This is a genomic window from Streptomyces sp. 840.1 (genome assembly GCF_003751445.1).
GTDB lineage: Bacteria > Actinomycetota > Actinomycetes > Streptomycetales > Streptomycetaceae > Streptomyces.
In genome coordinates, this window is the sequence record NZ_RJUU01000004.1 from 18524 (window position 1) to 44301 (window position 25778).

Annotated in this window: 6 protein-coding genes; 2 read left to right on the forward strand and 4 right to left on the reverse strand. The window is 72.0% G+C overall.

Translation table 11 applies throughout. From position 1 onward, the window contains the following. Positions 1 to 31 precede the first annotated feature (31 nt). The 4 genes from EDD93_RS38730 to EDD93_RS38745 all read right to left on the reverse strand — a co-directional run bounded on the left by EDD93_RS38730 (position 32) and on the right by EDD93_RS38745 (position 23195). Positions 32 to 18625: a type I polyketide synthase gene (locus EDD93_RS38730; protein ID WP_123531724.1), complete on the reverse strand. Its 18594-nt coding sequence runs from the start codon at positions 18623 to 18625 to the stop codon at positions 32 to 34. An 82-nt stretch (positions 18626 to 18707) separates the two neighbouring features. After that, positions 18708 to 20258 (reverse strand): long-chain fatty acid--CoA ligase, encoded by a 1551-nt coding sequence (locus EDD93_RS38735; protein ID WP_123531726.1) that lies wholly within the window; start codon positions 20256 to 20258, stop codon positions 18708 to 18710. Next, positions 20258 to 21544 carry a 5-aminolevulinate synthase gene (hemA, locus tag EDD93_RS38740; protein ID WP_123531728.1) on the reverse strand — a complete coding sequence of 429 codons (1287 nt, stop codon included), beginning with the start codon at positions 21542 to 21544 and terminating at the stop codon, positions 20258 to 20260. Before hemA ends, EDD93_RS38735 begins: the two co-directional genes overlap by 1 nt. Before the next feature lie 67 nt (positions 21545 to 21611). Continuing rightward, positions 21612 to 23195, reverse strand: a complete 1584-nt coding sequence (locus EDD93_RS38745; RefSeq protein WP_123531730.1) for a class I adenylate-forming enzyme family protein — start codon at positions 23193 to 23195, stop codon at positions 21612 to 21614. A gap of 403 nt (positions 23196 to 23598) precedes the next feature. Here EDD93_RS38745 and EDD93_RS38750 point away from each other — a divergent pair, with 403 nt between their 5' ends. Further along, positions 23599 to 24867 carry a hypothetical protein gene (locus EDD93_RS38750; protein WP_123531732.1) on the forward strand — a complete coding sequence of 423 codons (1269 nt, stop codon included), beginning with the start codon at positions 23599 to 23601 and terminating at the stop codon, positions 24865 to 24867. Between the two features lie 33 nt (positions 24868 to 24900). Continuing rightward, on the forward strand, positions 24901 to 25761 hold the full coding sequence (locus EDD93_RS38755) for a hypothetical protein (protein WP_123531734.1): 861 nt from the start codon (positions 24901 to 24903) through the stop codon (positions 25759 to 25761). Positions 25762 to 25778 lie beyond the last annotated feature (17 nt).

The following is a 25778-nucleotide window of genomic DNA, read 5'->3' on the forward strand; positions in this document are numbered from 1 at the left end:
TAGTCGCGGAGTTTCTGCTCGTTACTCATGTCTACCTGCCGAGTTCGTTGTCGAGTGCTGCGAAGAGTTGGTCGTCGCTCGCCAGATCGAGGTCGGCGCCGTCGGTGCCGCCGGCCACTGTCCGGAGCAGGCCGCGCAGCCGCGTGGCGTACGTTCCTTCCGGTCCGTCGCCGTCCGCCGGGCCTGCGGCCGAGAGCGCGGCCTCCAGTGCGTCCAGGGCCGCCTGGACCGGGTCCTCGGTTTCACCGGCCAGTTCGCCCTGCAGGTACGCGGCGATGGCCCGGGTGCTCGGGTGGTCGAAGACGAGCGTGCTGGGCAGCCGCAGTCCGGTGGCGATGTTCAGCCTGTTGCGCAGTTCGACCGCGGTGAGGGAGTCGAGGCCCAGGTCCAGCAGTCCGCGCTGGACGTCGATCGTCCGCGGGGCCGGGTGGGCGAGGACGATGCCGACCTGTTCCCTGACGAAGTCGAGCAGCAACTGCTGCTGCTCCTCCCCGTCCAGGCCGGTGAGGCGCTCCGCCAGCGGGATCGCCGCCGGAGCGGAGGCGGGCCGGGCGGGCCGGCGCCCGGTGCGCACCAGGCCCCGGTACAGCTCGGGCAGTGCGTCGCCGAGGCTGCGCAGTGCCGCGAGGTCCAGTGCCACCGGTGCGAGCACCGGCCCCGGCACCACCGCATCGGTGCCGGGCCGTGGCGCGCCGGCTCCCGTCAGGGCCGTATCGAGGGCCGCGAGGGCCTGGCCGGCCGGCATCGGCAGGATCCCGTTGCGTGCGAGCCGGGCCCGGTCGGCGTGGTCGAGGTCGTTCGCCATGCCGTCCTGCCACATGCCCCAGGCGAGGGACACAGCGGGCAGGCCCTCGGCGTGCCGGTGTGTGGCGAGCGCGTCCAGGAAGGTGTTGCCGGCGGCGTAGTTGGCCTGTCCGGCGTTGCCCACCAGGCCGGCGACGGAGGAGAAGAGGACGAAGTCCGTCAGTGGCAGTCCGGCGGTCAGCTCGTGGAGGTTCCAGGCGGCTTCCACCTTCGGCCGCAGGACCCGGGAGAGGCTCTGCGGGCTCAGGGCGTCCAGCATGCCGTCCTCGACGACTCCGGCCGCGTGCACGACCGCGGTGAGCGGGTGCGCGTCCGGGACCGAGGCGAGCAGTGCGGCCAGGGCGTCGCGGTCGGCCGCGTCGCATGCCGCGACCCGTACCTGCGCGCCGAGCTCCGTGAGTTCGGCGACGAGGTCCTGCGCTCCGCCCCGCCTGCTGGTGAGCAGCAGGTGGCGGGCGCCCCGGCCGGTCACCAGGTGCCGGGCGACCTGGGCTCCGAGCGCGCCGGTGCCGCCGGTGATCAGCACCGTGTGCTCCGGGTCGAACGCGTCGCCGGCGTCGGGGGTCCGGGCTGGGTGCGGGGCCTTGGCGAGCCTGGTCACGTAGGCCTGTCCCCGGTGCAGTTCGAGCTGCGGACGGGGGTCGGCCAGGGCGGCGGCCAGCAGTTCGCGGCCGGCCGGCAGGCCGTCCGTGATCACGTGCTGGAAGCGTCCGGGGTGTTCCGACTCGGCGGTCCGCATCAGCCCGGACAGTGCGCTGTGCGCCAGTTCCCCGGTGCTCACGACGGCGAGCCGTGCTCCGGCCGGCGTGTCGGCGGCGAGCCACTGGCGCAGGACCGCCAGCACGTCCTGGGTGACCCGGCCGGTCTCGTGGACGGGGGCCGGGGGCACCGGAAGGACGACCACGTCGGGTGCGGCCGTGCCGTCGGCCGTCGCGGCGGCCAGCGCGGCGAGGTCGGCGTGGTGCCGGGCGGCGAGTCCGAGGCCGGCCTCGGACTCGGACTCGCCGAGGACCACGATGCTCAGGTCGCCGCCGGCGGGGAGTTCCGCACCGGCCCGCTCCACCGCGTACAGGTGCTGATCGCGGGGGCGGGTCGGCGCGGTCCCGGCCGGCAGGGCGCGCAGGGCGAGCGAGGCGACGGTGGCCACCGGCGCGCCCGTCTCGTCGGCGATGTCGACCGCGACCGTTCCGTCCGGGCCGGCCGACAGCTTGACGCGCAGGGTGCCGGTGCCGCTGCGGACCCCGGTCAGCCGGACGCCGCCGAAGGAGAAGGGCAGCCGTAGTCCGGCCGACTCCTCCAGGAGCAGTGCGTGCAGCGATGCGTCGAACAGGGCCGGGTGCAGGGCGAATCCGTCGGGGTCGGCGGACGGCCGTACCTCGGCGTAGAGGTCGTCGCCCGAGCGCCATGCCGCCTGGAGGCCCTGGAAGGCGGGGCCGTAGCCGTAGCCCTGGTCGGCGAGGCGGTCGTACAGGTCTTCGACCGGCTGGGGTTCGGCGCCGGCCGGGGGCCAGGACACGAGATCGGGTCCGGGGACGGCGGGGAGGGCGGCCATCACGGTTCCGGTGGCGTGCCGGTTCCAGACCTTGTCCTCCTCTTCGCCTTCTCCGCGCGAGTGGACGGCGATGGGCCTGCGGCCGTCCGCGTCGGGCCCGCCGACGGTGATCTGGAGCTGGAGCGCGCCCTCGTCCGGGAGGACCAGGGGTGCCTGGAGGGCGAGTTCCTCCAGGTGCTCGCAGCCGAGTGCGGCGCCCGCGTGCAGTGCGAGGTCCACCAGGGCCGTGCCGGGGACCAGCAGGGTGCCGGCGACGGTGTGGTCGGCGAACCAGGGGTGGCTGCGGGCCGAGATCCGGCCGGTGAACAGGACGCCGTCGGAGTCGGCGAGGGCCAGCGCGGCCCCGAGCAGCGGGTGCCGGGCGGAGTCGAGCCCGGCCGAGGCGACGTTGCCGCCGCCGGGCCCTTCCGTGAGCCAGTAGCGCCGGCGCTGGAAGGGGTAGGTCGGCAGGTCCGCAGCGGGCGCGGTGTTCTCGCCGAACAGTGCGGGCCAGTGGACCGGTACGCCCCGTACGTGGGCGTGGGCCAGGGCGGTGACGGCGGTGTGCGGTTCGTGGCGCCCGCCGCGCAGCACCGGGACCAGGAGCGATCCCGCGTCGAGGAAGTCCTGTGCCATCGCGCTGAGCACGCCGTCGGGCCCGAGTTCCAGGAAGGTCCGTACGCCTTCGGCCTCCAGGGCGCGTGCCGCGTCCAGGAAGCGCACGGGCCGGCGGACGTGGCGGACCCAGTACTCGGGCGTGGTCAGTTCCTCGGCTCCGACCGGCTGACCGGTCAGGGTGGAGACGATCGGGATGGCGGGCGCGGTGAACGTGAGTCCCTTGGCGACCATCCGGAACTCGTCCAGCATCGCGTCCATGTGCGGGGAGTGGAAGGCGTGGCTGACGCGCAGCCGCTTGGTCTTGCGCCCCAGGGCGGAGAGTTCGGCGCCGACGGCCTCGACGGCTTCCGCGTCGCCCGAGAGCACCACGGAGGCGGGGCCGTTGACGGCGGCGATGTCCAGCAGGCCCTCCCGTCCGGCGAGCAGCGGCAGCACCTCCTGCTCCCCGGCCTGTACGGCGAGCATCGCGCCGCTGCCGGGCAAGGCCTGCATCAGCCGGCCGCGCGCCGCGACGAGCCGCGCGGCGTCGCCCAGCGAGAGGACGCCTGCGACGTGCGCGGCGGCCAGCTCACCGATGGAGTGGCCGGCGAGGTAGTCCGGCCGTACGCCCCAGTGTTCGAGGAGCCGGAAGAGCGCGACCTCGGTGGCGAAGAGGGCGGGCTGGGCGAAGCCGGTCCGGTCCAGCGGCGCCGGGTCCTCGCCGAAGAGGACGTCGAGCAGCGGCTCGTCCAGCCATTGGTCGAGCTCTGCGCACACGGCGTCCAGGGCCCGCGCGTAGGCGGGGTAGGCGGCGTACAGCTCCCGGCCCATGCCGAGCCGCTGGCTGCCCTGGCCGGTGAACAGGAAGGCGGTGCGGCCGTCCACGGGTGTGCCCCGCACGGCCGGTGCCGCGAGTGCGTCGGCCGCTTCGGCGGTGGTGGCGGCCACCGCAACGGCGCGGTGCGGGAGGCCGGCCCGTCCGAGGGCCAGGGTGCGGCCCGCCGCTGCCAGGTCCTGCGGCCCGGCGCCGGCGAGCGCCGCGCCCACCTGCCCGGACTGTGCCAGCAGGGCCGCGTCATTGTGCCCGGACAGCAGCAGCGGCACGACCGGCATCGGCTCGGCCGGCGGGACCGTCTCCTGGGCCGGCGGCTGCTCCACGATGACGTGGGCGTTGGTGCCGCTGATGCCGAAGGAGGACACGCCTGCCCGGCGCGGCCGGTCGGTCTCGGGCCACGGCACCGCCTCGGTGAGCAGTTCCACCTCGCCCGCGGACCAGTCCACGTGCGGGCTGGGCTCGTCGATGTGGAGGCTCTTGGGGAGCACTCCGTGCTCCATCGCCTTGACCATCTTGATGACGCCGGCCACACCTGCGGCGGCCTGGGAGTGTCCGATGTTGGACTTCAGGGAGCCCATCAGGAGGGGGGACGTGCGCTCCTGACCGTAGGTGGCGAGTACGGCCCGAGCCTCGATCGGGTCGCCCAGCGTGGTGCCGGTGCCGTGGGCCTCCAGTGCGTCGACGTCTGCGGTGCTCAGGCCCGCGTTGGTCAGCGCCTGGCGGATCACCCGTTCCTGGGAGGGGCCGTTGGGGGCGGTGAGGCCGTTGCTCGCGCCGTCCTGGTTGACGGCGGTTCCGCGGATCACGCCGAGGATCCGGCGGCCGTTGCGCCGGGCGTCGGAGAGCCGCTCCAGCAGGAGGATTCCGGCGCCCTCGGCCCAGGCCGCCCCGTCCGCCTGCGCGGAGAAGGACTTGCACCGGCCGTCCGGTGCCAGGCCGCGCTGCCGGCTGAACTCGACGAACAGGGTGGGCGCGGCCAGCACGGTCACGCCGCCGGCCAGGGCCAGTTCGCATTCACCGTTGCGCAGTGCCTGGGCGGCGAGGTGGAGGGAGACGAGCGAGGAGGAGCAGGCGGTGTCGACGGTGATCGCCGGGCCCTGCAGGCCGAAGGTGTAGGCGATCCGGCCGGAGGCGACACTGACCGTGCTGCCGACCGACAGGTAGCCCTCCATGCCCTCGGGGGTGTCCTTCAGGCGTGCCGCGTAGTCGTTGGCCATGACGCCGGCGAACACACCGGTCTGGGTGCCCTTGAGGGAGGTGGGGTCGATGCCCGCGCGCTCGAAGGCCTCCCAGCAGATCTCCAGCAGGAGTCGCTGCTGGGGGTCGATGGCGGTGGCCTCCCGTGCGCTGACCCCGAACAGTTCGGGGTCGAACTGCGGTGCCTCGTAGAGGAATCCGCCGTGCCGGGTGTACGAGGTGCCCGGGTGGTCGGGGTCCGTGTCGTACAGGCTCTCCAGATCCCAGCCCCGGTCGGCCGGGAACGGGCCGATGGCGTCCCGCCCGTCGGACAGCAGCGTCCACAGCTCCTCCGGGGAGCCGGCCTCGCCCGGGTAGCGGCAGGCCATCGCGACGATCGCGATCGGCTCGTCGGAGGTGCCGGCTGCCGGTTCGGCGTGGGCCGGTGCGGTCTCGGCCGGTGTGGCGGCCGGGCTGCCCAGCAGTTCGGTACGCAGGAAGCCGGCCAGGTCACCGGTGTTGGGGTGGTCGAAGACCAGCGTCGCGGGCAGCTTCATGCCGGAGGCCGCGTTCAGCCGGTTGCGGAGTTCCACCGCCTTGAGCGAGTCGAAGCCCAGCTCGTTGAAGGCGCGGTCGGAGGCGACCTGGCCGGCGTCGGTGTGTCCCAGTACGGAGGCCACCACGCCTCGGACCAGTTCCAGGACCGCGCGCTCCTGGTCCTGGGGGGCCAGGGGGGCCAGGCGTTCACGGAGGGTGTTGCCGCCGGGCTGTTCGCCGGCGGCGGCCCGCCGCACCACCAGGCTGTGGAAGATCGCGGGCAGCGTGCCGTCCTCGTTCTGGGCCCGCAGCCCGGTGTAGTCGAGGAGGGCCGGGACGAGCACCGGCCGGCGGGTGGCGAGGGCCGCGTCGAACAGGGCGAGGCCCTGCTCGCCGCCGATGGGGGCGATGCCGCCCCGGGACATGCGGGCGAGGTCGGCGTCGGTCAGGTGACCGGTCATCCCGCTGCCCTCGGCCCACAGGCCCCAGGCCAGCGACGTACCGGGCAGGCCCAGGGCCTGGCGGTGCTGTGCAAGGGCGTCCAGATAGGTGTTGGCCGCGGCGTAGTTGGCCTGCCCCGGAGTGCCGACCGTGCCGGCCAGCGAGGAGAACAGGACGAACGCGTCCAGGTCCATTCCGGCCGTCAGCTCGTGCAGGTGCCGTGCGGCATCGACCTTGGGGCGCAGGACGGTGTCGAGCTGCCCGGCCGTGAGGGCGTGCACGGTGCCGTCGTCGAGGACGCCGGCGGTGTGCAGGACCGCGCTGAGCGGGTGCGGTGCGGGGATCGCGTCCAGCATCGCGGCGACCGACGTGCGGTCGGCCATGTCGCAGGCGACCACGGACACGCAGGCTCCGTGGGCCGTGAGTTCGGCCTCCAGCTCGAGCATGCCCGCCGCGTCCCGGCCCCGACGGCTCGCCAGCAGCAGATGCCGTACGCCGTGTTCGGCGACGAGATGGCGGGCGAAGAGCTGCCCCAGGGTGCCGGTGGCGCCCGTGATGAGGACCGTGCCCTCGGGGTTGAGTGCGGGCACGGTGTCGTCCGCCTCGGGCGACCTGACCAGCCGGGGTACGAGCAGCGCCCCGTCCCGCAGGCTCACCTGCGCGTCCGGTACGCCCAGTGCGAGGCCGAGCTCGGCCTCGGAGACGTCCCGGTCCGTCAGGTCCAGCAGGCCGAAGCGCTCGGGGTGCTCGGTCATGGCGGTACGCACCAGACCCCAGACGGGAGCCGAGGCGAGTCCGGCCTCCGTGCGGGCGGTGGTCGCGTCACGGGTCAGGAAGACCAGGCGCGAGCCGGCGAACCGGTCCTCGGCGAGCCATTCCTGGGCCAGCCGGAGCGCTTGGTGTGCCGCGGCGCCGGGGCCGTCATCGCCCGGGAGGGGGACCACGACCAGCGGCGGGCTGCCGACGATGCCGGCGAGGTCCGGGTAGCTGCCCGCAGGGGCGGGCAGGTGGTGGCCCCGGTCGTCGAGGACGGCCCACCCGGCGGCCGGGGCTGCCTTGGGGGCGGCCGTCCACTCCACCTGGAGCACCGGCCGGCGGGACGTGCCCGAGCCGGTCAGCTGCGCGGGGTCCACGGCCCGCAGGCTGAGCGTCTTCACCGATGCGATCGGCGCTCCGCTCGCGTCGGCGAGGGACAGGGCGGCGCCCGAGCCCTCCGGGGTGATGCGTACGCGCAGCACGCTGGCGTTCACCGCGTGCAGCCGGACGCCGGTCCAGGCGAACGGCAGCACCAGGCGGCCGTCGGCCGCGAGTGCCAGCGGGTGCAGGGCGGCGTCGAGGAGGGCCGGGTGGATCCCGAACTCTCCCGGGGAGACGCCCTCCGGGAGCGCGACCTCCGCGAAGGTCTCCCGGCCCGCGCGCCACAGCGCCCGCAGGCCCTGGAAGGCGGGCCCGTACTGGAAGCCCCGCTCGGCGAGCGTGTCGTACGCCGCCGTCAGGTCGACCGGCTCGGCGCCGGCCGGGGGCCAGGCGGTGTCGGCCGGTACGTCGGCGGGTCCGTCGGCGTGGCCCAGTACGCCGGTGGCGTTCAGGGTCCACGGGTGGCTCAGCGCGTCGTCGGAGTCGGGCTCCGGGCGGGAGTGCACCGACAGCGTGCGCCGGCCCTCCTCGTCGGGGGCGTCGACGACGGCCTGGAGCTGTACCGCGCCTCGTCCGGACAGCACCAGCGGTGCCTGGAGGGTCAGTTCGTCGAGCTGGTCGAGGCCCGTGTGGTCACCGGCCCGGATGGCGAGGTCCACGAACGCGGTGCCGGGGAGCAGCACGGTGTCGGCCACGGCGTGGTCGGCCAGCCAGGGGTGCGTGTTCAGGGCGATCCTGCTGCTCAGGACCAGCCTGTCCGCGTCGGCCAGCCAGAGCGCGGCGCCAACGAGCGGGTGCCGTTCGGCGGCCATGCCGAGCCCGCCCGCGTCCCCGGCCGTCACCGGGCCCTCCAGCCAGTGGCGCCGGCGCTGGAAGGGGTAGGTCGGCAGGTCGACGACCGCACCGGGGCCACCGAGCACGGCAGCCCAGTCGAGCGGTGCGCCCGAGACGTGGGCCTGTGCCGCGGAGGCGAGGAAGTCGTCGAGTCCGCCTTCGTGACGGTGGAGCGAGGGGACGGTGACGGCGCTGTCGTGGGGCGTGTCGTCGATCGTCTCCTGGAGGGCGATGGTCAGCACCGGGTGGGCGCTGGCCTCGATGAAGACGCGGTGGCCCTGGTCGAGCAGGGTCCGGGTGGCCTCCTCCAGCTGGACGGTCCTGCGGAGGTTGCGGAACCAGTAGGCGCCGTCGAGCTCCGTGCCCTCCAGCGGCTCACCGGTGACGGTGGAGAGGAAGGGCACCTCGACGGTGCGCGGAGTGAGGGAGGACAGGGCGTCGAGAAGCTCGTCGCGCAGGGTCTCGACGTGTGCGGAGTGGGAGGCGTAGTCGACCGGGATGCGCTTGGCGCGCATCTTGTTGTCCTTGCAGTGGGCGACCAGCTCCTGCAGAGCGGTCACCTCTCCGGCGACGACCACGGAACGCGGGCCGTTGTGTGCGGCGATGTCGATGGCGCCGTCCCAGCGGGTGATGAGTTCGCGGACCTCGTCGGCGGGCAGGGCCACGGAGACCATTCCGCCCGTACCGGCCAGCTTCACGATCGCCCGGCTGCGCAGCGCCACGACCTTCGCCGCGTCGTCCAGCGACAGTGCGCCGGACACCGCGGCCGCCGCGATCTCGCCCTGCGAGTGGCCGATCACCGCGTCCGGCTCGATGCCCACCGAACGCCACAGCGCGGCCAGCGACACCATCACGGCCCACAGCGCCGGCTGCACCACGTCCACCCGGTCGAATCCGGGGGCGTCCTCCACACCGCGCAGGACGTCCAGCAGCGACCAGTCCGTGAACGGCGCGAGCGCCCGCTCGCACTCGGCGAGCCGGGCGGCGAACACCGGGGAGGAGTCGAAGAGTTCCAGGGCCATGCCCTGCCACTGCGAGCCCTGTCCCGGGAACACGAACACCGTCTTGCCCGCGCCCGTGGCGGTGCCCTGCACCAGGTTCGGCGCGGTCCCGCCCGAGGCCAGTGCATCGAGGCCCGCCAGCAGCTCGTCCCGGCCGGTGCCCGAGACCGTCGCCCGGAAGGGGAGGTGCGGGACGCGGGTGGCGAGAGCCGACGCCACCCGTGCCGGGTCGGCGCTCTGCGAGGCCAGCAGCTCACGCATCTGGCCGGCGCGGGCGGCCAGGGCCGCCTCGCTCTTCGCCGAGACCACCAGCGGAAGCCCCGGCACCGCGGGTTCAGCGGCCGTGACCGGCTCCGGGCCCTGTTCCAGGACCACATGCGCGTTCGTACCGCTGATGCCGAACGAGGAAACGGCCGCGCGGCGCGGTCGTGCCACCTCCGGCCAGGCCCCGTGCTCGGTGACCAGTTCCACGGCACCGGTCGACCAGTCGACGTGCGGTGTCGGCTCGGCCACGTGCAGCGTCGCCGGAAGCTCCGCGTGACGCATCGCCATCAGCATCTTGATGATGCCCGCGACACCGGCGGCGGCCTGGGTGTGGCCGATGTTCGACTTGATCGATCCCAGCCGCAGCGGCTCGCCGCGGTCCTGGCCGTAGGTGGCCAGCAGCGCGTTGGCCTCGATCGGGTCACCGAGCCGGGTGCCGGTGCCGTGCGCCTCGACCGCGTCCACCTCGTGCGGGGCGAGGCGGGCGTTGGCGAGGGCCTGGCGGATGACGCGTTCCTGGGAGGGGCCGTTGGGGGCGGTGAGGCCGTTGCTCGCACCGTCCTGGTTGACCGCGGAGCCACGGATCACGCCGAGGACCTGGTGCCCGAGGCGCTGGGCGTCGGAGAGACGCTCCAGCACCAGCATGCCCGCGCCCTCGCCCCAGCCCGTGCCGTCCGCCGAGGCGGCGAACGACTTGCAGGTCCCGTCGGGCGACAGTCCGCGTTGCCGTGAGAACTCGACGAAGGTCGTCGGCGTGGACATCACGGTCACACCGCCGGCGAGTGCCATCGAGCACTCGCCCTGGCGCAGCGCCTGAGCGGCGAGGTGGACCGCGACCAGCGACGAGGAGCATGCCGTGTCCAGCGTCACCGCCGGCCCCTCGAAGCCGAACGTGTAGGACACCCGGCCGGACAGGACGCTCGCGATCGTCCCCGTCAGCAGGTGTCCCTCGAAGCCCTCCGGAGCGCTCGCCAGCCGCGATCCGTAGTCGTTGTACATCACGCCCGCGTAGACGCCGGTCGAGGAGCCGCGCAGCGCGGCGGGGTCGATTCCCGCCCGCTCCAGCGCCTCCCACGCGACCTCGAGCAGCACCCGCTGCTGCGGGTCGGTCGCGATCGCCTCACGTGGGCTCAGGCCGAAGAACTCGGCGTCGAACTCCGCGGAGTCGTAGAGGAATCCGCCCTTGCGGGTGTACGACTTGCCGGTCTTCTCGGGGTCCGGGTCGAAGAGGTCCTCCACGTCCCAGCCCCGGTCGGACGGGAAGTCGCCGATCGCGTCCCGGCCCTCTGCCACGAGCCGCCACAGCTCCTCGGGGGAGGAGACCCCGCCCGGGTAGCGGCAGCCCATACCGACCACGGCGATCGGCTCGTCCAGTCCCGGGGCGTGGGCGGTCACCGACGGAACGGCGGCCGTCGTGGTCGCGTCCAGGCGGTCCAGCAGGAAGTCCGCCACCGCCCGGGGCGACGGGTGGTCGAACACGAGGGTGGTGGGCAGCCGCAGCCCGGTCACCGAGTTCAGCCGGTTGCGCAGTTCGATCCCCGTGAGGGAGTCGAAGCCGGTCTCCTTGAACGCCTTGGCCGGGTCGATGCCGGCGTCGGCCCCGTGACCGAGGACCAGCCCGACGGTCTCCCGTACGGTCTGGAGCACGGCCTGCGCCCGCTCCGGTGCGGGCAGTTCGCTCATCCGCCGGCCCCAGGACGAGTCGGCGTCGGCGGTGCCTGCCGCCTGCCGGCGGCCGACGCGGACCAGGCCGGTGAACAGCTCGGGCAGCGCGTTCTCCGCGCCCCGGGCGCGCAGCGCGCCCAGGTCGAATTCGGCGGGGACCAGCAGCGGCTCCGCCGAGGCGAGCGCCGCGTCGAACAGGTCGAGTCCCAGTTCCGGGGTCAGCGGGACGATGCCGCTGCGCTTCCAGCGCGCCACGTCGGCGTCCGCGAGGCTTCCGGCCATGCCGTCGGCGCTGTCCCACAGGCTCCACGCGAGGGAGGTGGCAGGCAGGTTCCGGGCGTGGCGGTGCTGCGCGAGTGCGTCGAGGAAGGTGTTGGCGGCCGCGTAGTTGGCCTGGCCGGCGTTGCCCATGAGCCCCGCGATGGACGAGAACATGACGAACGAGGTGAGGGCGCGGGACTCGGTGAGGCGGTGGAGGTTCCAGGCCGCGTCCACCTTCGGGCGCATCACCCGCTCCAGCTGACCGGCCGACAGCGAGGCGACCGTCGCGTCGTCCAGGACACCCGCCGTGTGCACCACGGCGGTCAGCGGGCGCTCGGCCCCGGCCCCGTCCAGCAGACCCGCCAGCGCGTCGAAGTCCGACACGTCGCACGCCGCGACCCGGGCGCGGGCGCCCGACTCCGCCAGCTCCGCCACGAACTCGGCGGCGCCCGGGGTCTCGGCACCCCGCCGCGACACCAGCAGCAGGTGCCGAGCACCGTGATGCGTCACCAGACGGCGCGTGATCAGGCGGCCCAGCGTGCCCAGAGCACCGGTCACCAGGACCGTGCCCTCCGGGTCCAGGCCCTTCGCCGTCCCCGCGGTGGCCGCGGGGCGCGCCAGGCGCGGTACGAACAGCCCGCCGCCGCGCACCGCGACCTCGGGTTCGCCGGACGCCAGCGCGGCGGGGAGCAGTTCCGCGCCGTCCTCGTCCACGTGGACGAGGACCAGCCGGCCCGGCTGCTCGGACTGCGCGGTACGGACCAGGCCCACGAGCGGGGCCGTGTGCAGTGCGCCGTCCGGTACGACGAGGACGAGGCGGCTGTCCGCGAACTGCGGGGCGGCCAGCCAGTCCTGGACCGCCTCAAGACCGCGCGCCGCCGTGGTGTGGGTGCGGGCGAGCTCATCTTCGGTGGTGGCTGCGGTGAGCTGCTTCTCGCCGATCACCACGAACTCCGGGGCGGTGGAGCCCGCGTCGACCGCGGCGCCGAGCGCGGCGAGGTCGGCATAGGGCGCCTCGCCGAGCCGGACCCATGCCTGGTCGGTGACCTGCCCGGCGGCCGGGACGGTGTCCCAGGCCATCCGGTACAGGGACTCCACGGCCGGGCCGGTGACGGCGGCGGCGAGCTGATCGCGGGGGATCGGCCGCAGGGCGACCGACTCGATCGCCGCGACAGGGGCGCCGGTGCCGTCGGCCAGCGTGAGGCGGGCCGTGTCCCGGCCGGTGCGGGTCCAGCGGACGCGCAGCACCGTGGCGCCGACCGCGTGCAGTGCGAAGCCCGAGAACGAGAACGGCAGCCGGATCGTGCTGTCGTCCTGCGCCGGGTCCGCGGCCTCGAGGACGAGCGGGTGCAGGACCGCGTCGAGGAGCGCGGGGTGCGCGCCGAAGCGCGCGGCTTCGGTGTGGAGCTGTTCGGGCAGGGCGACCTCGGCGAAGATGTCGTCGCCCGCGCGCCAGGCGGCGCGCAGGCCGTGGAAGGCCGGCCCGTAGCCGTAGCCCAGGTCGCCGAGGCGGTCGTAGACGCCGTCCAGGGGGACGGGGGTGGCTCCGGCCGGGGGCCACTGGTCCAGGGAGTCGCCCGGCGGGGCGACGGCGGGGGTGAGCAGGCCGGCCGCGTGGCCGGTCCACTGCTCTTCGCCGGTCCGCGCGTACACGGTGAACCGGCGGTCGCCGCGCGCGTCGGCCTGGTCGACGGTCAGCCGCAGCTGGGCGCTCGTCCTCTCGGCGAGGATCAGGGGTGCCTGGAGGGTGAGTTCCTCGACGGTGGCATGGCCCAGGTGCTCGGCCGCGGTGCCCGCGAGCTCCAGGAACACCGTTCCGGGGACCAGGACCGTTCCGCCGATCGTGTGGTCGGCCAGCCACGGATGCGAGGTCAACGACACCGAGGCCGAGAACTGCACCGCGTCGCCGTCGGGGTCCGCGATCGCCGCGGCGAGCATCGGGTGGTTCACAGCCGTCAGGCCCAGGCCCGCCGCGTCACCGGAGCGCGGCGTGTCCAGCCAGAAGCGCTCACGTTGGAAGGCGTACGTGGGCAGTTCGACCAGGCCGGAGCCCGGCAGGAACCCTGCCCAGTCGACGTCCACACCATGGGCGTGCACCGCGCCCAGCGCGGCGAGGACGGAACGCTTCTCGGCACGGTCCTTGCGCAGCAGCGAAACCGCGACGATGCCCTCGACATCCGCCAGGCACTCGCCGGTCAGACCCGCGAGTGTGCCGTCGGGGCCCAGCTCCAGGAACGCCGTCACACCGAGATCCGCGAGCGTCGCAACACCGTCCGCGAAGCGCACCGCCGACCGGGCCTGAACGGCCCAGTACTCAGGAGTGAACTCCTCCACCACCTCACCGGTGACATTCGAAACGACCGGAATCCGGGGAGCCGCATGGGTCACAGTCCGGGCGACCTCCGTCAGCTCCGCCAGCATCCCGTCCAGATGCGCGGAATGGAACGCATGGCTCACCTTCAGCCGCGTCGCCTTCACACCCTCCGCACGCGCCAGCTCCAAAACCTCGAGCACAGCCGACTCATCACCCGAAACCACCGTGCCAGCAGGGCTGTTGACCCCCGCCACATCCACACCCGTACGTCCCCGGAGCCACCCCGCGACACGCGCCTCGTCCGCGTTCAGGGCCACCATCGCCCCACCCTCAGCAACACCGTCCATCAAACGCGCCCGCGCACACACCAACCGCGCCGCATCCTCAAGCGACAACACACCCGCCACATGAGCCGCCGCCAGCTCACCCACCGAATGACCCACCAGATAATCCGGGGTCACCCCGTAATGAGACAGCAGCCGGAACAACGCCACCTCGACCGCGAACAACGCCGGCTGAGTGAACGCGGTACGCCCGAGCAACTCCGGCTCACCCCCGATCACCCCCGCCAACGACCGGTCCAAATACACATCCAACGCCGCGACCACCTCATCGAACGCAGCCGCGAACACCGGCTCCGCCGCATACAGCTCACCGCCCATCCCCACACGCTGACTCCCCTGCCCGGAGAACAGGAACGCCACGGCACCCGTCGGGGCGGGCCCGCCCGGCGTCAGCGTTCGCAGAGCCTCGAGGAGTTCCTCGCGGGTCTCCCCCACGAGCACGGCCCGGTGATCGAAACGAGCACGCGATAGGGCCAGCGAACGGCCCACGCTCACGGCGTCGAGCTCCGGCCGGTCCGCCAGGAACGACACCAGCCGGTCCGCCTGCTCCGAGAGCGCGGCCTCGGACCTGCCCGAGAGCACCCACGGCACCGGACCCGCCACCGGCGGCTCCTCCACCGGAGCCACGGTCTCGTCGACCTGCTCGACGATGAGGTGGGCGTTGGTGCCGCTGATACCGAAGGACGAGACGCCCGCCCGGCGCGGACGGCCGAGCTCCGGCCAGTCGTGGGCCTGCGTCAGCAGCTCGACCGCGCCGTCCTGCCACGTGACGTGCGGGGTCGGCTCGTCCACGTGCAGCGTCGCGGGGAGAACCCCGTTGCGCATCGCCATGACCATCTTGATCACGCCCGCGACACCCGCCGCGGCCTGCGTGTGACCGATGTTCGACTTCAGTGAGCCGAGGCGGAGCGGCTCCTCGCGGTCCTGGCCGTAGGTGGCCAGCAACGCCTGCGCCTCGATCGGGTCGCCGAGCTTCGTACCGGTGCCGTGCGCCTCGACCGCGTCCACATCGGACGTGGTCAGGCGGGCGTCGGCGAGCGCGGCGCGGATGACCCGCTCCTGGGAGGGCCCGTTCGGTGCCGTCAGGCCGTTGCTCGCACCGTCCTGGTTCACGGCCGAGCCACGGATCACCGCGAGCACTCGATGCCCGTTGCGCTCGGCGTCCGACAGCCGCTCCAGCACCAGCAGGCCCACGCCCTCGGCCCAGCCGGTGCCGTCGGCCGACGAGGAGAACGCCTTGCAGCGCCCGTCCGGCGCCAGCCCGCGCTGCCGGGAGAACTCCACGAACATGCCGGGTGTGGCCATGACGGACACACCGCCTGCGAGGGCCACGGAGGACTCGCCCCGGCGCAGGGACTGGGCGGCGAGGTGCAGCGCGACCAGCGAGGACGAGCAGGCGGTGTCGACGGTCACCGCCGGGCCCTCGAGCCCGAAGGTGTAGGACAGCCGGCCCGAGGCCACGCTGGCGGTGTTGCCCGTCAGCAGGTAGCCGTCGTGTCCGTCGGACGGCTCGTGCAGCCGGGGCCCGTACTCCTGTGCCGTCGCGCCCACGTACACGCCGGTACGGGTGCCGCGCAGCGCGGCGGGGTCCATGCCCGCCTGCTCGAAGGCCTCCCAGGCCGTCTCCAGGAGCAGCCGCTGCTGGGGATCCATCGCCGCCGCCTCGCGGGGGCTGATGCCGAAGAACGCGGCGTCGAACCGGTCCGCGTCGTGCAGGAAGCCGCCTTGGGTGGCGTAGGTCCTGCCGGGGCTGTCCGGATCGGAGGTGAAGAGCGAATCGAGGTCCCAGCCTCGGTTGGCCGGGAATCCGCCGACCGCGTCGGCCTCGCTGCTGACCAGGCGCCACAGGTCTTCCGGAGAGGCGACTCCGCCCGGCAGCCGGCATGCCATGCCGACGATGGCGATCGGCTCGTCGGGGGCGGTGGCCCCGTACGCGGCGTCGTCCCGGTCCTGGCTGCGGTCCGGGCCGTCGAGCAGGCTGTCGAGGTGTCCGGCGAGTCCGGCCGGGGTCGGGTAGTTGAAGAGGAGGCCGGCGGTCAGCGAGAGCCCGGTGGCCGCGTTCAGCGCGTTGCGCAGTTCAACGGCCGAGAGGGAGTCGAAGCCCAGTTCCCTGAAGGTCGTGTCGACGCCCACGTCGCGCGCCGATCCGTGGCCGAGCACCGCTGCCGCGTGCGCGCGCACGAGTTCCAGCGTGGCGCCTCGCGTGGCCTGCTTCGGGGCGCTCCGCTCCGTCGCAACGGCGGGGATCTGTACCGGGTCCTTCGCCGAGCCGTCCAGCCAGTAGCGCCGGCGCTGGAAGGCGTACGTGGGGAGTTCGACCAGGCCGGAGCCCGGCAGGAACCCTGCCCAGTCGACGTCCACACCATGGGCGTGCACCGCGCCCAGCGCGGCGAGGACGGAACGCTTCTCGGCACGGTCCTTGCGCAGCAGCGAAACCGCGACAATGCCATCGGCATCCGCCAGGCACTCGGCCGTCAGGCCGGCAAGCGTCCCGTCGGGGCCCAGCTCCAGGAACGCCGTCACCCCGAGGCCGGCCAGGGTCGCAACACCGTCCGCGAAGCGCACCGCCGACCGGGCCTGAACGGCCCAGTACTCGGGGGTGAACTCCTCCACCACCTCACCGGTGACATTCGAAACGACCGGAATCCGGGGAGCCGCGTGGGTCAGGGTCCGGGCGACCTCCGTCAGTTCCGCCAGCATCCCGTCCAGGTGCGCGGAGTGGAACGCATGGCTCACCTTCAGCCGCGTCGCCTTCACACCCTCCGCACGCGCCAGCTCCAAAACCTCGAGCACAGCCGACTCATCACCCGAAACCACCGTGCCGGCAGGGCTGTTGACCCCCGCCACATCCACACCCGTACGTCCCTGGAGCCACCCCGCGACACGCGTCTCGTCCGCGTTCAGGGCCACCATCGCCCCACCCTCAGCAACACCGTCCATCAAACGCGCCCGCGCACACACCAACCGCGCCGCATCCTCAAGCGACAACACACCCGCCACGTGAGCCGCCGCCAGCTCACCCACCGAATGACCCACCAGATAATCCGGGGTCACCCCGTAATGAGACAGCAGCCGGAACAACGCCACCTCGACCGCGAACAACGCCGGCTGAGTGAACGCGGTACGCCGCAGCAGCTCCGGCTCACCCTCGATCACCCCCGCCAACGACCGGTCCAAATACACATCCAGCGCCGCGACCACCTCATCGAACGCAGCCGCGAACACCGGCTCCGCCGCATACAGCTCACCGCCCATCCCCACACGCTGACTCCCCTGCCCGGAGAACAGGAACGCCAGCGCGCCGTCCTGCGCCGCGCGCCCCCTGACGACTCCGGCCGAGGGCATGCCCTCGGCCAGTGCACGGGCTCCGGTCAGCAGCTCCTCGCGGGTCTCCCCCACGAGCACCGCGCGGTGGTCGAAACGAGCACGGGTCACGGCAAGCGAGCGGCCCACCGCCGCGACGTCCAGCTCCGGACGCTCCGCCAGGAACGACACCAGGCGATCCGCCTGACCCGCCACGGCCTCGGCCGACCTGCCGGACACCACCCACGGCACCGGGCCGGCGCCGGACTCGGCACCGGGTGTCTCCTCCCCGGCCGCCGGCTCGGTGCGCCAGTCCGAGAGCACGACGTGACAGTTCGTACCGCCCATGCCGAACGAGCTGACACCCGCGTAGAGCGGCTGCTCCGGGCGCGGCCACGGCTCGCGGCCGCGCTGGACGGTGAGCTTCAACCGGTCGAGCGGGATGTCCGGGTTGGGGGTTTCGAAGTTCAGGCTCGGCACGAGCTCGCGGTGCCGGATGCAGAGCGCCGCCTTCAGCAGGCCGACGATGCCGGCGGCGCCCTCGAGGTGGCCGACGTTGGTCTTCACCGATCCGACCCGCAGGTCGGCCCCGTCCACCCGGCCGTCGCCGAGCACCGCGCCCAGTGCCGACGCCTCGATCGGGTCGCCCACCTTGGTACCCGTGCCGTGGAGCTCGACGTACTGCACCTGCTCGGCGGGCACCCCGGCACGCTCGTAGGCCTGCCGCAGGACGTCCTGCTGGCCGGCCGGGCTCGGCACGGTGAGGCCCTCGGTCGTTCCGTCGTTGTTCATCGCGCTGCCGTGCAGCACGCAGTAGACCGGGTCGCCGTCGGCCACGGCGGCGTGCAGGGGCTTGAGCACCACGAAGGCGCCGCCCTCACCGCGTACGTATCCGTTCGCCCGCGCGTCGAAGGTGAAGCTGCGGCCGTCCGGTGACAGCGCGCCGAACCGCTCCGCGCCGATGGTGCTGTCCGGCACCAGGTTGAGGTTGACACCGCCGGCGATGGCCATGGCGGACTCGCCCCGGCGCAGGCTCTCGGCTGCCTGGTGCACGGCGACCAGCGAGGAGGACTGGCCGGTGTCCACGGCCGCGCTCGGCCCGTGCAGGCCCAGGGTGTAGGAGATCCGGTTGGCGATGACGCCTCGGTTGAGTCCGGTCAGGGTGTGACGGGTGATGCCTTCGATGCCGTGCTGGTGTGTGAGGGCGGCGTAGTCGTCGGCGATGACGCCGACGAAGACACCGGTCCGGCTCTCGGCGAGATCGGACGGGCGGATCCTGGCGTCTTCCAAGGCCTCCCAGGCGAGTTCAAGCATCAGCCGCTGCTGCGGGTCCATCGACGATGCCTCACGCGGGCCGATGCCGAAGAAGCCGGCGTCGAAGCCGCTGACGTCCTCGAGGTAGCCGCCCGGACGAGAGGGCAGTTCGGGGCGCCCCGCGGGAGGCGCGCCGATCGCACTGCGGCCGTCGCTCAGCAGTTGCCACAGCTGAGCGGGGTTCTCCGCGTGTGGCAGTCGGCAGGACATACCGACGACGGCAATGGCCTCTGTCGATATCGCCGTGTCCGCTTGGAATTCAGCCATGGTGGAGCTGCCCCCTATTTTTACGTTCGATGCTTGAACGGAGGCGTAGCACCCGCAGCTGTGCCGCGGGTGCTACGCCAATTCATGCCGCTGTCTGCGGAGAATGCTTCTCGTATTTCGCCACGAGTGTTCGTTTGAGAACTTTTCCGCTGGATCCCAGCGGGAGGGCGTCGACGAATTCGACTCGCCGAGGGTACTTATATGCGGCGAGACGCTGCCGCCCCCATTCGGTGATCTCCTCGCCGGATCCGGGGGTGATGTCCGCCGGCCGGGAAGGCACGACGACCGCCCAGACCTCCTCACCGAGCACGGGGTGCGGAACACCGATGACCGCGACCTGTGCGACGGCCGGGTGCCTGACGAGGATCTCCTCGATCTCGCGCGGATAGACGTTGTAGCCGCCGCGCAGAATGAGGTCCTTCTTGCGGCCCACGACCGAGAGGTAGCCGTCGCCGTCCAGCGTGCCGAGATCGCCGGTGCGGAACCAACCGTCCTTCACCGCCTCGGCGGTGAGGTCCGGGCGGCCGAGGTATCCGGCCATGACGCTCTGGGCCCGCACCACGATCTCGCCCACCTCGCCGACGGGCAGGAGCTCGATCCCGTCGGCGTTCGGCCGGGCCGTGCCGACGGTGATGCCGGTGATGGGAACACCGACCGTTCCGGGGCGAAACGTGAGGCCGGGGTAGTGGTAGGCGACGCTGCAGGAGGTCTCGGTCATCCCGTAGCCCTCGTACACCGGGCATCCGAACGTGCTCCGGACCGCTTCGAGGGTCTTGGCGGGAAGGGCCGATCCCCCGCTGTACACGCGGTCGAGCCGAGGGACCTGCCCTCCCTCGGCCACCGCATCGAGCAGCTTGGAGTACATGGTCGGCACGCCCATGAACACCGTGCACCGGTGTTCCGTCATCAGTTCAAGGGCCTTTCGGCCGGTGAACCTGGGCATCATGACGAGGGAGATGCCGGCGCGGAAGCCGGTCAGCATGGCGCAGATCTGGCCGAAGGCGTGCGCCAGCGGCAGGCACCCGAGCAGGACGTCGTCACCCCGGAACGCATACGGAGTGGTGACCATCCTCTCGACGTTGTACAGAATGTTCCGGTGGGTGAGCATCACGCCCTTCGGCTCACCCGTCGTACCGGACGTGTAGAACACGACCGCGACGTCGTCGGGTTCCGGCACGACGGCTTCGTCGATCGGCGCCGTGCCCTGTGCCTCGTGCTCCAGGTCGAGCGTGCCCGCAGGGCCCGGACCGACGCTCAGGAGCACGGTGCCGCGCCGCTCCGCCGCCTCGCTCGCCCGGTCGAGCAAGGAGGCGGCGCACACCAGGTATCGGGCGTCGGCGTCGGCCAGTACGTGGTCGATCTCCGCCGCCGTCGCCATGACGTTCAGCGGGATCGCGACGGCACCGGCCGCCAGCACGCCGAAGTACACGACGGGAAACTGCGGGGTGTCGACCAGCAGCATGGCGACCCGGTCCCCCGGCCGTACGCCGTTGTCACGCAGCACCGAGGCGTAGCGGCGGGCCTGGTCCCACAGCCACCCGTACGTGTAGTGCTCGGACTCGTGGACAACGGCCGGGTGTTCGGGACGCCGCTCCGCCGTGCCGGCCAGTACGCCGACGACTGACATTGTCATTACACCAGCGCTCCGGCTTTCGCCTCGGTGCGGATGCCGGCACCGCAGAGCTCGGACTCGAACCAGTCCCGGGCACTCGCGGTCGGAATGCTCAGCTCCTCCCAGATTCCCCGAAGGGCCTGGGCGAAGCTCTCGACGTCGCTCTGGCTGTGCACGGCGGACGGAGCGATCCGCAGGATCTCCTCGCCCGCGGGCACGCTCGGGGCGTTGATGGACTGGACGTAGATCCCGTGCCGCTCGAACAGCAGCTGGGACGCCCGCTTGCACAGCTCGTCGTCACCGACGAAGGCGGCGATGATGTGGGAGTCCGTGGAGACGAACGGGATGTCGGCGTCGATCAGGAGGCTGTGCAGAAGCTGCGCGTTCTCCGAGAGGAGCTTGCGCTCGACGTCGGAGGACCGCAGGTAGCGGACCGACGCCAGCGCGGCGGCAGCGACCGCCGGCGGCAGCGAGGTGGTGAAGACGAACGAGCGCGCGTAGGTCCGCACCGCGTCCACGAGGGCCGCCGGGCCCGCGATGTAGCCGCCGACCGTTCCGAAGCCCTTGGCCAGGGTGCCCATGACGACCGTGAAGCGATCGCGGATGCCTTCCCGCGCGGCGATGCCGGCGCCCTGCGGACCGTACATGCCGACCGCGTGGACCTCGTCGATGAAGGTGGTGGCACCGTACTTGTCGGCGATGTCGGCGATCTCGGCGAGCGGCGCGACGTTGCCCGACATGGAGTAGACCGACTCCACGACGATGAACTTCGGGCAGTCGGCGGGAGCCGCCGCGATCAGCTCCTCCAGGTGGGCGACGTCGTTGTGCCGGAAGACGTGCTTCTGCGCGCCGCTGTGGCGGAGTCCGTCGATGATCGAGGCGTGGTTCTTCGCGTCGGAGAACACGACGGTGTCCTTGGGCATCCCCGCCAGCACGGTGAGGGCGCCTTCGTTGGCGGTGTAGCCGGAGGTGAAGAGGAGCGCGGCCTCCTTGCCGTGCAGATCCGCCAGTTCGTTCTCCAGACGGACGTGGTGGTGGTTGGTCCCGCCGATGTTCCGGGATCCTCCGGAGCCTGCGCCATGGGTCTCTATCGCGGCCTGCATCGCCTCGATGACCTGCCGGTTCTGCCCCATGCCCAGGTAGTCGTTGCTGCACCAGACGTTTACTTCCGAATCCACCCCGTCACGCCGGGCAGAGGCCATGGGGTAGTGACCGGAACGACGGCCGATCTCCAGGAACTCGCGCTTGCTCTCCGCGAGATCGCCGGCGGTTTTGCCACTCAGATAGGATGCCAGGTGAACGTTCATTTACTCGCCTTCTCGACTTAGCGATGGGACTGGCCTGCACACGAGGTCGCCGGTGCCGGGAGCGGCACTAGGAAAACTGCGACTTCAGGAGCTCCTTGTCGGGCTTGCCGTTGCTGTTCATCGGCAGCACGCTCAAGACGTGTATCTTCTCGGGCACGTGAATCGGGGACAGTGCCTCGGTGATTCCCGAGCGGATGTCTTCCACTTCGACCACCTCGGCCGGATCGCATTCGATCGCGGCGTGGATGTGCTCGCTTCCGTCCTCGTCCCGGACGCTGTATACGGCGGCATGCCGGACGCCCGGGTGGGAAAGGATTTCCGCCTCGAGAACGATGGGATGCACCTTGACGCCGCCCACCTTGATGACATGGGCGACCCGGCCCATGAGCGTCAGATAGCCTCGCTCGTCGATGAATCCGATGTCTCCGGTGGAATACCAGCCGTCACGAAGAACTCGTGCCGTCAATTCCGGGTCCCGGTGATAGCCGTCCATCATCTGAGGAGACTTGACGTGAACCTCGCCGGTTTCGCCGGCCGTCAGCGGCGCGCCCGTTTCCGGGTTGCGGACGGCGATCTCGACATACGGGAAGGGCCGCCCGACGGTTGCCGTGAGATCCGGGTCGCCGTGCTCCGGGGGTGTGAGGGTCGTGATTCGACCGCATTCGGTCGCGGCGTACCCCTGCCACAGGACAGGGCCGAAGATCCGGAAGGCCTGGGCAATTCGTGCGGGGGCCGCGGGGCTGCCGCCGTAGACAATCCGCTTCAGTGAGGAAAGGCCTGCGGCTGCCACGGCTTCGGGGTCACGGATTCCGCGCTCGACCAGGTGGTCGATGAGCTGGAACACGTGGTTCGACGCCATGAACGTCCACGTGACGTCCTTCGACTCCGAGACGGTCTGCGCGAACTTCTCGGCGTCGAAGGTCTCGTGGAGGTACAGCGCTCCGCCCAGCGCGAGGACCGCGTCCGCCAGCGGTGCGACGCCGTGGCTCAGCGGGGTCGACACCAGTATCGTCGCGCAGTCGGCCTCACGGCCGAGCTCCATCCAGGCGCTCAGGGTGGCTTCCCACGCACCGCCCGACAGCCGGATGCCCTTGGGCCGTCCCGTGCTGCCGCTGGTGAAGCCGATGAAGGCCGGCGCGCCCGGCTCCCACGACACGGCTTCCGGGGTACCGGCGCCCTCGGTCCGGCCTGCCCCGTCGTGCTCCGCGTGCGCAACCCGTGTCACCGGGATCCCGCTGCCGGCAGCGAGCTCCGCCGCGCGCTCCGAGCCTTCGGCATCGGCGTAGATGGTCACGGCTTCGGTCTCGCGCAGGATCTGGATCTGGTGGTCCAGCGGGAGGACCGTCGCCCTGGTGCCGGGGTTGGTCGTGCGCAGATAGGACACGGCGCCGCCGAGCAGATGCGTCGCGTACCGCGCGGTGAGCATCTCGGGGCTGTTGGGCGCGACCAGAATCGCGACCATGTCCCCCCTGCCCACTCCGCTATTGCGCAGCGCAAGGAACGTTTCAGTGACGGACCGAATCAGATCACTGCCGGAGAAGGTCTTACCACGCCAATAGGCGGCATCCCGATCCGGTGCGGCTGCGAGCAGCGAAAGGATATCGGAGACATAACTCTGACTTTTACTCCACCAATGTTCGGGCAGGCTCATGGGACCTTCCATAGCGATGTCATCCGATTGGGCGGTTTAATCTTCGACATCCAATGGAATCCAGTCAACCTCGTTCCGTCAGGGCTCTAGCAACCGTCATGCGCTTCTTGAACGCATGACTTCGAATCCCTCTTCGGTGCGAGGTGGCGCGCCTGCACGGGCGTTACATCCACGCGATTGCATTCCCGTGGCAGTGGGCCGGAAACCGCCCCCGGCGCCCACACATACCCGCGCGAGAGGCCGCCTCGACGGGGAGAACGCGGCTTCGCCGGGCGCCGGCGGCTCCTCGCGTCCGGTGCCGGCGCCCGGCGACCGCCACCGGTGTGGAGCGAGACTTGAGCGTTCTTCCAGGGCCTCCAGCGAGCCTCGAACCATCCATCGCCGGGGCCCAAGGAGAATCGAGATGGAAGAGACCGACGCACCGCTGTCGCACGAACTCTCCGACTGGTGCAGTTCCGCAGGGGCGGGCGACTTCCCGTACGCCGGCGTCATCGACCGGCTGCGCGCCGTGGGCAAGCACTTCCTCGACGAGGAGCTCCTGACGCTGCTCTCGGAGTGCCGCACCGTGTTCACCGAGGCGTCATCCGGCGGCGGCGAAGACATCCCGGACACCTTCGCCGGGCCCTTCCTCGACGTCCTCCTGGACAAGTTCGACGACCGTTACGACTACCCCAGCTACACGGCGCTGGCGCTGTTGCGGCGGGGCGCGCCCGACAGCCGGTCGGGCTGGGAGGTGCTGCGCCGGCACCGCGACCGCACGGTGCTGATGCTGCTCGCCGACCTGATCGGCTTCGAACGCGACGTGCTGGAGGGCGCCCCCCGCGACCCGCAGGGGATGCTCCCGGGCGAACCGCTCCTGAACAAGCGGCTGCGGCTCGCGGCCAGGGTCATGGAACCGGCCGCGCTGCGCGTGCTGGACGGGGCCGTCGACCCCGTCGTCGTCGCCGCGACACCGGGCCGCACTCCGGCCGGCGAGCTCGCGGACGCCGTGCTGGCCACCGTCACCGCCGGGGAACGGCTGATGCTGCGCACCAGCCTTCAGCCCGTGTACGTGCTGCACGACGAGTACCTGTTCCTGCGCGTGCTCCAGTCCTTCGAGACCACCTTCGCCTTCATGTCGGCCACGCTGGACGAGGCGGTGCGCACCCTGCGCGGCGAACAGCCGGGCGACGCAGCCGCGTTGGTCGCCGCGGTCACCGACGTACTGCGCGAGTCGCTGCCGCTGTTCTCGTTGCTCGCCACCATGCAGCCCGAGTCGTTCCAGCTGTTCCGGCAGTTCACGGAGGGTGCGAGCGCCATCCAGTCCGAGGGTTACAAGACCTTCGAGTCGTACTGTTCCACCCCGGCTCGAGCGAGGCTGGACTCGTTCGCGTTCCTCTCTGTTCCTGACGTGCGAAGCGAAGTGCTGGCCGGCCGGGAGACCGTCCAGGGCACCTGGGAGAACGTGATCTCCAGTGGATGGCTCCCGGAGCCGGACGCCGCGGTCCTGCGGGCTGCCGCCCTTCAGCTGGAGGGGGTGCACCAGCGATGGAAGCAGACCCACTACCGGCTGGCCGTACGGATGATCGGCACCAGGAGCGGCACCGGTTCCACGGAGGGTGTGCCGTATCTGGCGTCGGTGATCTCCCAGCGGCTGTTCCCCGCCATGGAACAGCAGCCGGCCGTCGGCTGACCACGATCAGCGAACCGGAGGACACCGAAGCCCATGAGCAAGAGAGCCACAACCGGACGTCCGGGTACCGCCCGCCGCGCACTGAACCCGGACGCCGCAGATCCGCAGCTCGTCTACGAGTACGACCGGGGCAGCAACTACGAGCAGGACACCCGGCTCACCACGGCACTGTCCGCCCTCCTCCCGGAGGACCAGCTCGTCCACCCCGACCAGCGGCTGTTCCAGTCCGTGCACCTGATCACCGAGTACGCGTGGGCCGCGATGCACTTCGAGATGGGCCGTGCGGTGACCCTGCTGGACGACGGCGACCCGCTGCTGGCCACGCAGGTGCTGGAGCGTGCCGCCTCGCTGGGACGCATACCGGTGCAGGCGCTGGACACCCTGGTGGAATTCCTGCCGCAGACCGGCCTGCTCACCATGCGTGACACCTTCCCCGAGAACACCACGGGGCTGGACTCCCCCGGGGCGCGCAATCTGCGCCGTGCGGCGCAGCCCCTGTGGCGGGCCTTCACCCGGGCGCTGGAGCGCGCCGGTCTCACCTCGGAGGACCTGATCACGGCGCAGGGCAGGCTCGCGGCGCCGGCCGGCGACGAGCGGGCCGCGGCCGATCTCGCGCTGGTGCGGCAGGGCCTGATCCGGCTGGACGGGGCCGTCGCGGACTGGAAGCAGCTCCATCTGCGCATGGTGTGGGGCCAGTTGGGCGGGCACCCCGAGGCCGAGCCGCACTCCGTGGCCGGCGGGAGCTGCCCCGTACTGCCCACGAGTCTGCGCGGGGAGTCCACCGTCAGCCTCATCAGGATGTCCGAGCGCACCCTCTTCCCCCAGCTCTGGGACGCCGTGGATGCCACCTACCGCCGTTTCGTCCCACCCGTCCCCGCTGACGCGGCGTCCTGACCACGTAAGGAGTCTCC

What these genes read in the sequence shown, in the direction of transcription:
- EDD93_RS38755 (WP_123531734.1), top strand. Translation starts at nt 24,901, where the DNA reads ATGAGCAAGAGAGCCACAACCGGACGTCCGGGTACCGCCCGCCGCGCA.
- hemA (WP_123531728.1), bottom strand. Translation starts at nt 21,544, where the DNA reads ATGAACGTTCACCTGGCATCCTATCTGAGTGGCAAAACCGCCGGCGAT.
- EDD93_RS38750 (WP_123531732.1), top strand. Translation starts at nt 23,599, where the DNA reads ATGGAAGAGACCGACGCACCGCTGTCGCACGAACTCTCCGACTGGTGC.
- EDD93_RS38730 (WP_123531724.1), bottom strand. Translation starts at nt 18,625, where the DNA reads ATGGCTGAATTCCAAGCGGACACGGCGATATCGACAGAGGCCATTGCC.
- EDD93_RS38745 (WP_123531730.1), bottom strand. Translation starts at nt 23,195, where the DNA reads ATGAGCCTGCCCGAACATTGGTGGAGTAAAAGTCAGAGTTATGTCTCC.
- EDD93_RS38735 (WP_123531726.1), bottom strand. Translation starts at nt 20,258, where the DNA reads ATGACAATGTCAGTCGTCGGCGTACTGGCCGGCACGGCGGAGCGGCGT.